Origin of the sequence: Sphingobium amiense (assembly GCF_003967075.1) — a bacterium.
GTDB classification, from domain to species: Bacteria; Pseudomonadota; Alphaproteobacteria; order Sphingomonadales; family Sphingomonadaceae; genus Sphingobium; species Sphingobium amiense.
The window spans coordinates 1,400,077-1,412,651 of sequence record NZ_AP018664.1; the positions used below are offsets into that span (position 1 = coordinate 1,400,077).

Sequence of the window (12,575 nt, forward strand, 5' to 3'; positions counted from 1 at the left end):
GGGCAGCTTTCGTTTACGCGGGCAAGGGGCTGGCTCCCCATGTCAGTTCCTTGCCCTGTTGGAGGAGGGACGCGTGGGTGCGGCCACGATTCCGGTGAACTTGGCCATGCCGCGCACGCCGACAGCGGGCTTCACCCCGGTCAGCATCTTGGCGGCGAGGTAGAGATTGCGCGCGAGGTTGGGCGCATGATCGGTGCCGATCGCGACGGGAATGACGCGATTGGAGTCGGAGACGGGCCGGACCCAGGCGACAGGGTGCCCGACCCAGGGCAGGCCGAGACGCCCGGAGCGCAGCATCGCTTCCTGGCTGCCGATCGTGCGGACCTTCCAGCCATAGCGTTGCCCCAGGGTTCCAAGCCGCGCCCAGAGATCGGCGCAGGGGATGCAACCGGGCGCCGTGCTCATCTCGACGATGAACGCGGGGGCCTGGCCTTTCATGGTTTCGGCGAAGTCGGGCGGCCAGTCGCGCGTCACCGGAACGCGGGCGAGCCACTGGCGCATCTCCGGGTCGGTGGCGACAGGGTGGATCGCCGCGCGCATCGCCTGTTCGTGCGTCGGCGCCTGCGCTTGAACAGGTGCACTCGCCATGACCAGCGCCACAAGCAGGATGGGGGCGAAGCGGATCATGGCCGGGGCTCCATCCGAACGTCCACCAGATCGCCCCCCAGCACGCGCGGATCGGTGGCCGACACCGGGCCGTTGGCGAGCGCGTCGAAGAACCCGTCTTCCTCGCCCGCACCGGTCAGGAACTGTTCGGGCCGGATATCGCCCGCTAGCAACCGGACTGCCTGGTAGGCCATCTGGATGAGGTTGGGATAGGCCTCGACTCCGCTCGCGATCACCATGCGCTGCTGGCTGCCTCGCCGGATCACCATCGTCGTGGGCGTGACCTCGACCCCGAAGCGCTGCGCGAGTTCGGGCTTGCGATCGATGTCCTGCAGCGTGACCTGCCAGCCCATCTCGTCCTGGAAGCGCTGGACGATCGGCCACTGGACACGGCAATAGCCGCAGGTCGAACGCGAGAACATGACCAGCGCGAATTCATTGGACCGGCTGCGCAGATACTGGCGGCGGACCTGATCCTTCTGCGCGGAAAGCTGATCGCGCGCCTCGCCGACCATAGGGTTCGCCGATTTGGCGTTGAGTTCGGGATTTTGCAGCATGGCGATCTGGGTGACGCCGGCGAAGGCGCGGGCCTTGCGCCGGGCGAAGTCCTGCAGGCGCCAGAAATCCGCCACCGCATCGACCGTCAGCACGGTCGCCGCGTAATCCCGTTGCTCCTCGATAAGCTTCCTGATCTTGGGCGGCGTCCATGTCGCCAGCTCGACCATCGGTGGAATGCGGGGTTTGACGAGCGCGTCGGGATCGGGTTCATCGTCGGCGGGTTTGGGCGGCGCCTGATACCACCAGTAGCCGGTGCGTTGATCGACGGTCTGCGCATGGACAGGCAGGATCGGCAGGAGCACCGCCGCGATGAGGAGGGCGGCGCGGATCACAGCAGCTTCTCCATGCGCTTCAGCCGCTCGATCTCGACCGGGCCGTAGTAGCGGCTGTCGAACCCGCTGGCGTGTGACGAGCCGACATAGATCATGCCCGCGGGGATCGTCGGATAGAACGGCCGCCAATGGTCGAGCTTCTGCCCATTGTGCCCATAGGGCTTGCTGATGCCGAGCAGCTTGCCGTTGCAATAGTACCAGCCATCCCATTCGCCGGGATGCATGGGGCCAGATGCAGACGACGGCTTCTCGATCCAGTCGATGCGGTCACCCGGCAGGCACAGAGCCATCTTGGTGACATCGACCGGCCTGGGGCCGGCGAGCGGATGCGACAGGGTGAACGATACGAAATCGCCGCGGTGGATCGGCCCCGGCGCCTTGCGGACGAGCCAGGCGTCGATCGAGGGACTCATCACGATGGTTGCCTGGGGAATCGCCCACCAGGTCAGGAGGCCGACCGGCAGGACTATGCCGAACGCCTTCCAGAGCTGTTTGGGGCGGGGTGGCTGGCCGAGGCCGGAACTGCCGAGCGCGACCGCGGCTTTCAGCGGCAGCAGCTTCAGTTCGGCCCAGCCGGATCTAGCGGCCCTGAAGGCGAGTCTGAGCATCGCTGACCTCCTGCTTGCCGCCGAGGCGGGCATATTCTTCGAGAAGTCCGGAAAGCGCCGCGTCGCCGTAGATGACATGGGCGGCACGCGGGGCATCATCCTCGCGCTCGCAATAGGGGAGCGCCGGATCGCCGGGCACCATGGCGAGCGCGGGGACGCGGGTGACGCCGTGCTGGCGGAAAATGAGCGGATCGACGATCAACTGCACGTCGCGCATCGCGCAGGCCGGGCCTTCGCAGCCGGGATCATGGCGCAGGATTTCCGCCGAGAGCTTCGCCATCGGCGCGACCTTCGTCAGCCCGCCGGGCATTCCCCGGAACGCCAGCACGCCGCCGACCCGTTCGAGCTGCCCGGCATAGGTGCGCAATGTCGTCAGCGGCATCGAGGACGAGACGAACAGGACCGGCACCCAGCCTTTGGCCTCGGGCGGTACGGTGGCGCCCGCGACCGCCTCCATGTCGGGCGCATCGAGACCGAGCGCCTGGCCGAGCCGTCTGGCCATGGCGTCGCGCTCGGCGGCCATCGCTTGCCTCCCTTTGTCGAGCGCGGTGCGCGCCCGCGCGTCCATCGCTGGCGACGGGGCGCGTTTGCGCAGTCCCTCGAAGGCGCGGCGGCGGGTCTCTTCCGATGGCGCGGGCAGCGCGGTCGGACCTCGTGTTTCCGCTTCGGCCTTTCGCGCGGCGGTGGCGCGTTCGAGCCGGTCCATCGCCGCGTCGCCTTGCGCCTGCGCGCGTTCCCTGGCGTTCACCGGTGGCGCGGCATCCTGCGCGTGGGAGGGCGCGGAGGCGGCGAGGAGGAGGGTGAGCGCGGAGAGACCGCGCAGCCTATGGCGTGACCGCACGCATATACGCATCGATCTTGTCCTTCATGTCGATCTGGATGTCGGCCTGGGCGCGGGCCTCGATCTCGGAATAATATTCGGAAAGGTCCATTTTGGAGAAATCCAGCGCCTGGAATTCCTCGGGGGTGAATCCGCGGCAGTAGGGGTTCTTCGGCGTGCCCCAGCCCAAGCCGTTGAAGCTCTTGAGCTGCGGGCGACCCTGTTCCTGGATGATGCGGCCAAGCTTGGTGTTGAAGCAGCAGTGGCCCTTGGATTTCTGCACGCAGATGCCGAGGATCTTCGAACTGCAATAGGTCCCGACTTCGTGGCACATGCCCGAGCCCCGGAGCATGCCCACTTCCATGTCTTGGCTGTCACAGCCGGACAGGAGGAAATCCATCATGAAGTTGATGGCGAGACTGATGGCGATCGAGGTCGGATCGATCCCGGCGATGATCGCGTTCGCGCCGGAGCTTGCGGCCTGGCCAGCGGTCGCGCCCGCCTTAAACGCACCATAGGCGGCCTTCATGCCGGTGAAGACGCCTTTCGCCACCGCGATCTTCGTGCCGATCGACGAGATGGATGAGCCCATCCCGTCCTTGACGATCTTGCCCTTGTCCTTGCAGCAGTTCGAAAAGGTGGTCTTGAGGCCCGCCGGGCGGCAGCGCACCGCGCGTCCCGCGAATATCTCGATATTGCCAAGGCAATGCCCTTCGGCGTCGACTTCGCCATCGGCAGGCGCGCCGGGATCGTCGACGATGGGATCGTCCTCAATTCCGGTGCCGTCGCTGCCGGTGCAGGCATTGGGCGAGCACATCGGCGTGCCGCCGCCGACCGGCGTCAGGCATGAGTGCTGGCTGCCGAGCGGGCAGCTATACGCGCCCTCGGCATCGGCCACGCACATCACTTGCTGGATCGGGCAGAGCCATTCTTCATCCGCCATGATTGTGCAGTTCGCGACCTCGCCAGGATCACCGGCATCGCCGTTGCCATCGAGATCGACCGCGCAGACCGGGAGCGTTTGCGCTTGCGCTGGCGTGACATGCCCCGCGAGCAGCAAGCCGGACAGGCCGAGCGCAAGCAGCTGTGCGCGCTTCCGCCAGGGAAGGAGGCGCCCGATCATCGCACTTCCCCCGTGCAGACCATGTCGGCCCCACCGAGGCGGACGGTCTGCATCATGACGACGGCTTCGGGAAAATCGTCGAGGCAGCCGCAGGCCGAGACGATTTCCTCGCCCGGACCCACAGGGCAGACATCGCCGCCGCCTGCCGCCGTGCAGGCATGGTAGAAGGTGTCCCACCCGACAGGCGCATTCTGTTTCGTGCCGACCACTCCGTCGAGGGTAGCCGCCGTATTGCGCGCGGGCGCGCGGGTCTTGCAGACCGGCTCGCAGGCCGGAACCGAACCGCGATCGGGCAGCGCGAAGGGCCGTGACGCGGTGGCATAACCCCCGTCCGAGGTCCTCGTCCGGTCGGCCAGCATGGTCTCGGTCGAATGGTCGATGATATAGGCGCCGCGGCTCAGATCAGGTTCCGGCATCGATCCGGTATCGACGGTACAACGATAACGGCGCTGACGCTCGAACCATGGCCGCGCGAGACGGAGCGAGCAGGCGCCGCTCTCGAACAGGCGTGCCTGGGGGAGGGGCGTAAGGCCGGTGCCGACGCCGTTGCGGAACGTCTCGACGCCATCGACGCTTTCGTCATGAAGCGCGCAATTGACGTCGCCGGCATAGCCCGCGCACAGGTCGACGATCCGCTCGGTCGGGTTGCAACTGAGATCGAGCATTGCATCGAACTGCGCGAAGGCCTCTCCTTCACCGCCGACCGCGATGCGCATGGAAATGACATGCTCGCCGCGGGTCAGCCACGGCTTGAGGTCGAGATTGGGATAGGCATGCCAGGTCCGTTTCCGCTCGCACTTGCCGGGCGGCAGGCCGGTCCCGGTCCAGTTCGCCGGATTGGACAGCACGAGCTCGCCGTCGATGCGAAGCTGGAGCCAGTCGTCGAAGAAATAGTGCGAGAGCCGGAACTGCGCGAGGCGATCGGGATCATCGATCCGCAGCCGCATGGAAAACTCGAAGATGCGGCAGCTCCCGCCTCGCAGGCTGTCGTCGCGCGGCGAGCCCATCTGCAATGTGAGCTGATCGGGTGCGGGCGCATAGATCGCATAGGCGCCGCCGAGATGCGCGATCACATCGTCCGCCTTGACGGCGTTCAACGACACCTCCCGCGTGATCGTGCAGGACCGGATCTGCTCGGCCTTGCCGACGCCGGCGGGCGAGCCCTTGAGCGCCTGGAAGATGCTGTTCGATGCGGCGACGCTCGCGGCATCGCCCTGGATCGTGGCGGGACTGGCGCGATAGGCCGTCTGCGGGAGCGCGGGGTTGGGCGAGCAGGCCGTGCTTTGGGCGCCAGTGTAACGGATGGCCGGGCCGTCGATCACCGCCTGCGCGACGCCGACGCGCGGATCGGCCGTGGTGAGCGCGCCGATGACGCCGCCGCCTAGGTCCTTCAGCACCGAGGCCATATTGCCCCAGACGAGGTTGCTGCCGCAGCTGTTGTTGATGCAGTAGCAACCGGCGAGATCGGTCAGGTCGACTTGCGCGAGCTTGAGATCGCCGCCTGACGCAACATCCCATTTGAAGCTCTTGCACTGGTTCCAGGTGCCCGGCTGACAGGAGACGACGCCATTGGCGCAAATGCCCGATACCGGCACCGGCAGGGTCAATGTCTGGTCGACCGTGCCGTCGAGATCCTTGTCGCGCGATATCCGCAGCGTGCCGATATCGCCGGTCGCCGCCGGCTGCGCGATCAGTTCGAGCAGCGTCGCCGTCTTCTGGCACGCTATATTGGGGTTGAACGTCCGGCTGTTGTCGACTGTCGAGATCGGTTGTCCGGCAAGCCCCGGCGTCAGATAATTCTGCTGGATCGCATCGCTGTCCGAGGTCTTCGCGCGGGATGCTTCGGCGGCGGCGCGGGCGCGGTCCTCGACCGTCTGGGCCGAGAGCGGCGCCGGCGCCAGAGCGCTGGCCGCGAGGAGGAGGATGCCGCGCTTCACCATGGCGTCCTCGCGCGGGTGGTTCGCGAGCCATGGGCGAAGCGCAGCATGTCTCCCGCCCGGAACGCGCTGGATCCGGGCGAGAGTATCCTGAAGACGGCCTGTCCCTCAAAAATGGTCAGCGCGGCCGCCACCGGAGATACGGCGGGAGGGGGCATTGCCGGCCCCGGCGGGGGGCTTTCGGCCGCGCTGACCGAGGGGGGAGCGGCGGTTGAAAGGCACACCGCCGCTCCTTCCGCGCGCCCGCTCACGGTGGGGAGCGTTCCGTGACGAGCGGGGCAGCTACCCGCGCGAGACGCACGGTTTGGGGGAAGCGATCTGCTCATGGCGTGGAAATCCCCGCGCAGCAGATCGCCTTCTCGAACAACATGAATTGGGCATTGTCCTTGCCCGGCGCGTGCTTGCCCGATGTCCAGAGCGCGCCGGGCCGCCCGATATTGACGCACTTACCGCCCTTGACCGGCTCCATGATCTGGAGCTTGTAGCGGGACTTGGTCCAGATCGGCTGCGCCTTGAACGAGCAGCCGTCCGCCGAATGGATCGTGAGAGCGCCCAGCCTGCCCATCATGAAGGTCGAGCGCGCGGCGAGCCCGGCCCAGGCCTCGACGCTATCGCCAAAATGAATATCGCCGGCGACCGGATAGGTCGCGCCCCAGGACCCCATGCACCAGAATAGAGGGTCAATGACCTTGCCAGCGGCCGCCGCGGCGCTGTCGGCCATGCAGGCAAGACCCGCCGCCGGATTGCCGAACAATATGCCTTCGGGCTGGATGATCGCGCCGAGCGTCCCCGACTGCCAGGTCGGCAGAACCTCGGTGATCATCGCGACGTCGAACCCGTCATCTTCGATGCACGGCAGGTCGGTGAACATGTCGAGCATCTTCCAGACCGGGCTGATGTAGTAGTGCGCCTGCGCGAACATCTTGCGGGTGTTGGTGCCGTCGGAGATCGACGACTGGCTGCCCTGGAGCTTGCCGCCGGTCGGCATGAGATCGACGCCGAGCGCCATCATGCAGCCCGGCTCGGTCACGACATCGATCATGCGGTTCGGGCTCCAGAACGAAACCTTGACCCCGAACCAGAAGGTCGCACCCTTGCGGCAGGCGCAGAGCGGTTTGGAGGCCGACTGGGCGTCCAGTTCCTTGTCGAGCTTATCGTAGGAGCCCACCCGCACGCCCCCGATCGTGATCGGGAAGATGCAGTTCCAGCGCACCTTGGTGATCGGATTGAACACCGTGCCCGCCTCGCATTTGGAGGCATGCGCAGGCGTGGCGGGCGCGACGAGCGCCAGAGCGAGGGCCGCCGCGCCGGTGCGCAGCATCGAGATGAGCCGACTCATGGGATGGCCTTTCGTACGGGAGTGCGATCGGCGCGCACCTCTGTCAGCTCCAGCTTCTGGCCGACCTGCCGGACGATCACGGGCGCGACGGTGAGGCCCAACCGCTCCTTCACGCGCTCCTCGAGAATGAAGAGGGCGCGGCCGTGCTTCTCGCCAAGCGAGAGCGCATCGTCCTTTGCGTCCCCACCGCCGGTGAGGATGATCCAGTCGGTGAGCGCGGCGGTCTTCAGCGCCCAGCCCAGATCGCGGGGATGCACGACCACCAGCTTCTGCGGCAGCGACACATAGGTCAGCGGGTTGAAGGTGAAGCCCGCCGGATAGAGCAGCTTGCCGTCCGGCAGCCGGATTTCCTGATCGAGCGTGTAGAACGGCACAACGCTGCGAACCTGGGTCTGGCGCGCGACACCGAGCGTCGCGCCTTTCAATGCGCTCCAGCCCGAACGCGGTCCGAACTTTTCCGCCATATTGGGCGGCTGCTTTGCGGCGCGCGCCTCGATCTCGGCCATCGCGTCGGGCTCGGCGATCAGCCAGGTGCGCCCGATGGTCGATGTCTCGGCGTGGGCCACCCCCGCGACGATCAGCGCGCCGGCCAGACACCCGGCGATGAGCGTGGACTGGATGGCGACGACATGCCAGCCTTGGGGGACACGTCTATCGACCACGGCGGCGCTCCCTCCAGGGAACGGCAGGCGTGCGACTCTCGCCGCAGACCGCGCAGATGAACGCGGTGACGCCCAGGAACAGCGTGAGCCAGATCAGCGCCTGGCTGCCGCCGAGGTCGGGGGCCGACCAGAGCACCAGCGAAGACTGGAGGATCATCAGCAGATGCGTGCCGACCAGCAGGCGAATGGATGACGGACAAGGCGCGCCGGAGAAGATGCCGTTCATCGGCCCCACCTTTCGGCATGTCGGGCGAGGGCATTTGCCATCCTCGACGCGCGGTGCAGGAACCAAAGTCCTCCCCGCACAAGCGCGATCGGCGTCAGGACAATAATGGCCGCCCGCATGAACAGGGGCATTTCCGGGACGAGCAGGAACAGGCCGACGATGATCGAGGCCGCCGCCGCTTCGAGGCCCACGATCTGCCGAAAGCGCAGAGCCGCGATCCTCTCGTCCCGACCGGACGTATATTCCATGGCAAGCGCGGCGCGGGCCATGATCAGGAGCACGGCTTCATTCGAGCGATGCAGGCGTTCGACATAGGCTTCCTGCGTCTCGCCCGGCAGGCGCGGCGCCATCCCTGGACGGACCAAAAGATCCTCCGACCGTTTTCCGGGACGAGGAGGGATTTCGTCGATCCCGCCGTCGATCTGCCGGGCAAGCCAGCGGATCATGTCGCCGACCAGCGGGCGGATCGACGACGGGTCGGGCGATCCGGAGAAGCTGCCGTTCATGCCCATCTGCGTGCCCTCCGCGTGACCAGCCAATTCGGGATGCTGTCGATGATGCGGGCGATGCCGATCGCCAGCGCGGCGCCGGTGAGTCCGGCACAGGCGATCAGCCCGGCCACGAGCGGCACGGGCACGCTGTCTGCGGCCCCGCACAACCCTAGGCCGGCATAGGCCAGGGCGGCGATGACCGGCCCGGTGAAGGTCAGCAGGAGAGCATGCCGCCGCCAGCGCTGGCGCTCGCTTTCCAGGATGGTCCATTGCGCATCGCGAACGGACGCGAGGAACCGGACCCGGTCGCCCAGTTCCCACTGGCAGCGGACCAGGTAGTCGTGAAGGGATTCGTCCGGCCTGCGCACGACGAGGGTCAGGCGCTCATTGCCGCCACTGGGCGGGAGTATGTCCAGCATCATCTTTTCCTCCTGAGTTTTGCGAGCAAGCGGCCCGCGGCCCCGGTCAGGCCGATGAGGATGAGCCCGGTCAGGAAACAGCCGCCGCCAACGATCGCCGCGCCGCGAAGAACGATGCCGGCGGGCTGTTCGAGCACCAGCCCGGCCGCGAGCACGAGCGATGCGATCATCACGGATTCGATGACCACCAGGCGGAAGCGCCAGCGCAATGCGTCGGCTTCCGCCCGTGCGGCGACGCGCGCCTCGATGATCCGCTCGATATCCTCATCCGGGCTCTCCACGAGCCGGAGTGGCAACTGGTCGGGGGAGGGGGAGCGCCGCGTCATGACAGCGCACTCCGCTTCAGCGGCGCTGCGTCATCGAAGGACGTGCCGATTATCCCGGCGGGATCGACGCCGGCGAGATCGCACACCGCTTCGAGCGGCGAGCGTCCGGCGCGGACCAGCGCCTCGAACGCGGCCACGTCTTCGGGCGCGGAGGTGTTGATCCAGTAGCTGAACGGATCGACGACGAGCCGGGCGATGCCGAGGCCAAGCGGGCTGTCGATGAAGACTTCCGAATAGTTCGGTTTGTTGTTGCGGACCGATTTCAGGAGGTCGAGGACGAAACCCGAATAGTCGAGGATCTTGTTTTCGACCGCCTTGTCATAGGTCGATCCCTGCAGGAGGAAGCGCGTCGCGGCATTTTCCAGGATCACCTGTCCCGTGCCGCCGAACAGCAGCAGATCGTTCATGCTCTGGAGAATGATGCCGAAGCTGCCGCGATATTTTCGGGCGCGGCGATAGCCCTGGCTGATCGCCTCGGCGAGGCGCGACAGGTCCTGGCCCTCTTCGCGGGTCATGAACTGCGCGGCTTCATCGCACAGCACGAAGCGGGGGCGATCACGGGCGGACAGGTAGAGTTCCTGCGTTACCGCGTTGATCACCACCATGACGACCACGTTGAACAGGTCAGGCATGGCCTTCAGGCGCTCGAGTTCGAGCACCACGAATTCATCGTTCGAGATGTCGAACGTGCTGGGACCGTTGAAATAATGGCCGTAGGCTCCGTCCGACCCGAAATCACGCAGGTTGAAGGCCAATTCGCGCGCCGTGGGCACGAGGTGGTCGACCCGGTCGAGATCGGAGACGGTGTTGGCCGGATAGGAGCCGAGCCATTCGCGCACCGCATCGATCCCGGCTTCCGCGCGGCCGCTCTCGATCGCCCATTGCACGGCGGACTTGAGCAGGTTCCATTCGGACGTCGTGACGGGCTTGCGCGTCCCGGCGTTGGCCATCTCCGCGACGATCGACACCGCCATCGAGATCGCGGACTCTCGATCGTCGCCGTCGAGAGCGAGCCCCAGGTCGAACGGATTGAGGACGAGATGCTCTTCGCCCAGATCGATGTAACGGCCCGAGCAGAGCGTGCAGAGTTTCTTGTAGCTGCCGCCGATGTCGATGATGCGGATGAGCGCGTTCTGCGCGAAATACTGCTGGCACAGGTTATTGAGCAGGAAGCTCTTGCCCGCGCCCGATTCCGCCGAGACGATGAAGTTGTAGTTGTTGATACGCGGATCGAAGAGGTCGAGCGTGATGAGCTGCCCCTTGCGGCCCGTATAGAGCAGCGCCGGCCGCCCGCCGCCCCGGAAATCGGTTTGGATCGGCGACATCAGCACGCCCGCGCGCACCGGCACGCGGAAATCGCGCTGCAGCATACCGATCGTGCGTCGCTCGGGGTACAGGCCGAAGGGCAGGCTTGCCGCCAGCAGGATCGGGTTGAGGTAGGATTCCTCCTGGACCATCCACGGCAGCGGTTCGCTCTCCCACAGCCGCTTGGCGCGCGCCGCCATCTCGCGGGCCTGATGGCGGTCGCGGCCAAACACCCACATGGTGGGGATTACCGAGACGAACCGGGTGTTTCCGGCCTCGTCCAGGATCCACCCGATCTCTTCGATCTGCTTGCCGACCTCGACCGCGAAGGACCCCGCCGCCTTCTGCGCCGAGAGAATCTGCGCGCGCTTGTGGATCTCGAAGGCCGAGTGATCGAAGAGGACATTGAGCGTATAGAGGAACGGCCCGCCGATCTGGTCGCTGTCCTCGGACGACCCGCGCATGCCGCCGGTGAGACGATTGGCACGTTCGGCGGTGATCCGCCGCGGCGGCGACTTGGGCGTCAGACAGCGCGCCACCTGGTTGCCCAGATATACTTCCGGCCCGTCGAAGCGGAGCGCCGGCCCGGCATCGATGATCTGGCGGCGCAGCGGCACGTCGGCGGTCTGGGTGAAGACGCCGGGCGCGGGCGCATGAACGCCGTTGAAAATGCGCCGGTAGAGCGAGATGATCTCGCTCGGCGCCATCGGGCGGATGCCGAGCTTGGCGAGCTGCTCCTCGATCTGGCGGCGCAGGTCGCTGTCCATCGGCGCGCGCGTCTTGACCGACAGGAATGCGCGGAAATCGCGGATCGGGATGCCATGCAGGGCCTTCAAGCCCATGGTGCCGGCGCGCAGATAGTCGAAGGTGCGCCGGGCCGAGGCCTGGATGAGCGGATCGGGCCGTGTCTTGAGGTCGAGAAAGGCGTCGAGCGCATCGTCGATCAGCGGGTCGGCGAAACTCTGGAGCTGGAGGATCGTGCCTTCGGGAAAATTGACGTTGAGCAGCCCCAGCAGCGCCTCATGGACATGGGCGAACATATAGGGGGAGGGGACCAGCTCCCAGCTATATCCCCAGCCGTCGTCGATGGTGAGGAATGCCTGTTCTTCCTCGACCCAGGCAGCGAGCGGCAGGAAGTCGGAATAGCTGTCGCGCTCGACGCTGCGGCGCAGCCGCGCCAGCGTCATGCCCGATTGATAGCTGGTCATGGCCGGGGGCCCACTTCATTCTGGCCATCGTCGAGGTGGTCCCGGACCTGTTCGAGCACGTTCACGCGGGACGCGGGCGAAACCGGGGCGACAAGATAGTCGCCGACCACCCATTGCGGGCGCTCGACCAGCGAATAGACATAGCGCGGCATGTAGAGCCGGTCGGGACGCTGCCGGTCGGCATAGGGCAGGATCAGCGTGCGGACCGAACGCGGGGGCTTGAGCATCGGCGTGACCGGCTGCTCGATCAGCCCCTGCAGCTCGCGATAGACGCTGTCGCGATAACCGGCGAAGGCGCCCGATGCCGCTTTGCCAGAGCCTGATCCGCCCGAACTGCGTGCGGACTTGCCGTCCTTGAGCAGTTTCCTGTCCCTGGTGACCGCCGGATCGGACTTCGATGCGACGCCCGCAACGGCATCGGCATAGGCTTTCTCAGGATGGATGCATTGGCCATGATCGTCGTTCTTGCAGCTGAACTTCTCGCTATAGGGCGACATGACCGAACCCAGCGTGGCGCAGCCGCTCAGCATGAAGGCGGCGCAGACCGGAAGAAGCCGGGAGAGGGCGCGCGATCGGCGCGCGGGCGATAGAGGCCGCATGGGCGATACTCCCTGT

Annotated in this window: 14 protein-coding genes; all 14 read right to left on the minus strand. The window is 66.4% G+C overall.

Annotated features, from left to right (window positions below; genetic code table 11):
• Positions 1 to 42: 42 nt before the first annotated feature.
• Positions 43 to 627 (minus strand): hypothetical protein, encoded by a 585-nt coding sequence (locus SAMIE_RS06695; protein ID WP_013846836.1) that lies wholly within the window; start codon positions 625 to 627, stop codon positions 43 to 45.
• Positions 624 to 1,496, minus strand: a complete 873-nt coding sequence (locus SAMIE_RS06700; RefSeq protein ID WP_013846835.1) for a conjugal transfer protein TraF — start codon at positions 1,494 to 1,496, stop codon at positions 624 to 626. Before SAMIE_RS06700 ends, SAMIE_RS06695 begins: the two co-directional genes overlap by 4 nt.
• Positions 1,493 to 2,104: a S26 family signal peptidase gene (locus SAMIE_RS06705; protein ID WP_013846834.1), complete on the minus strand. Its 612-nt coding sequence runs from the start codon at positions 2,102 to 2,104 to the stop codon at positions 1,493 to 1,495. The genes SAMIE_RS06700 and SAMIE_RS06705 overlap by 4 nt, the downstream gene beginning before the upstream one ends.
• On the minus strand, positions 2,076 to 2,957 hold the full coding sequence (locus SAMIE_RS06710) for a type-F conjugative transfer system pilin assembly protein TrbC (RefSeq protein WP_013846833.1): 882 nt from the start codon (positions 2,955 to 2,957) through the stop codon (positions 2,076 to 2,078). The genes SAMIE_RS06705 and SAMIE_RS06710 overlap by 29 nt, the downstream gene beginning before the upstream one ends.
• Positions 2,929 to 4,047 carry a conjugal transfer protein TraN gene (gene traN, locus SAMIE_RS06715; protein ID WP_013846832.1) on the minus strand — a complete coding sequence of 373 codons (1,119 nt, stop codon included), beginning with the start codon at positions 4,045 to 4,047 and terminating at the stop codon, positions 2,929 to 2,931. The genes SAMIE_RS06710 and traN overlap by 29 nt, the downstream gene beginning before the upstream one ends.
• Positions 4,044 to 5,987, minus strand: coding sequence for a hypothetical protein (locus tag SAMIE_RS06720; RefSeq protein WP_013846831.1), 1,944 nt, complete (start codon positions 5,985 to 5,987; stop codon positions 4,044 to 4,046). Before SAMIE_RS06720 ends, traN begins: the two co-directional genes overlap by 4 nt.
• A gap of 319 nt (positions 5,988 to 6,306) precedes the next feature.
• Positions 6,307 to 7,323, minus strand: a complete 1,017-nt coding sequence (locus SAMIE_RS06725) for a TraU family protein (RefSeq protein ID WP_013846830.1) — start codon at positions 7,321 to 7,323, stop codon at positions 6,307 to 6,309.
• Complete coding sequence (locus tag SAMIE_RS06730) at positions 7,320 to 7,985, minus strand: conjugal transfer protein TraW (protein WP_013846829.1); 666 nt, start codon at positions 7,983 to 7,985, stop codon at positions 7,320 to 7,322. Before SAMIE_RS06730 ends, SAMIE_RS06725 begins: the two co-directional genes overlap by 4 nt.
• On the minus strand, positions 7,975 to 8,211 hold the full coding sequence (locus SAMIE_RS06735; RefSeq protein WP_013846828.1) for a hypothetical protein: 237 nt from the start codon (positions 8,209 to 8,211) through the stop codon (positions 7,975 to 7,977). Before SAMIE_RS06735 ends, SAMIE_RS06730 begins: the two co-directional genes overlap by 11 nt.
• Positions 8,208 to 8,717: a hypothetical protein gene (locus SAMIE_RS06740; RefSeq protein WP_145988117.1), complete on the minus strand. Its 510-nt coding sequence runs from the start codon at positions 8,715 to 8,717 to the stop codon at positions 8,208 to 8,210. The genes SAMIE_RS06735 and SAMIE_RS06740 overlap by 4 nt, the downstream gene beginning before the upstream one ends.
• Positions 8,714 to 9,124 carry a hypothetical protein gene (locus SAMIE_RS06745; protein ID WP_013846826.1) on the minus strand — a complete coding sequence of 137 codons (411 nt, stop codon included), beginning with the start codon at positions 9,122 to 9,124 and terminating at the stop codon, positions 8,714 to 8,716. Before SAMIE_RS06745 ends, SAMIE_RS06740 begins: the two co-directional genes overlap by 4 nt.
• Positions 9,121 to 9,447: a hypothetical protein gene (locus SAMIE_RS06750; RefSeq protein ID WP_013846825.1), complete on the minus strand. Its 327-nt coding sequence runs from the start codon at positions 9,445 to 9,447 to the stop codon at positions 9,121 to 9,123. Before SAMIE_RS06750 ends, SAMIE_RS06745 begins: the two co-directional genes overlap by 4 nt.
• On the minus strand, positions 9,444 to 11,960 hold the full coding sequence (locus SAMIE_RS06755) for a TraC family protein (protein ID WP_013846824.1): 2,517 nt from the start codon (positions 11,958 to 11,960) through the stop codon (positions 9,444 to 9,446). The genes SAMIE_RS06750 and SAMIE_RS06755 overlap by 4 nt, the downstream gene beginning before the upstream one ends.
• Positions 11,957 to 12,559: a TraV family lipoprotein gene (locus SAMIE_RS06760; protein WP_013846823.1), complete on the minus strand. Its 603-nt coding sequence runs from the start codon at positions 12,557 to 12,559 to the stop codon at positions 11,957 to 11,959. Before SAMIE_RS06760 ends, SAMIE_RS06755 begins: the two co-directional genes overlap by 4 nt.
• Positions 12,560 to 12,575 lie beyond the last annotated feature (16 nt).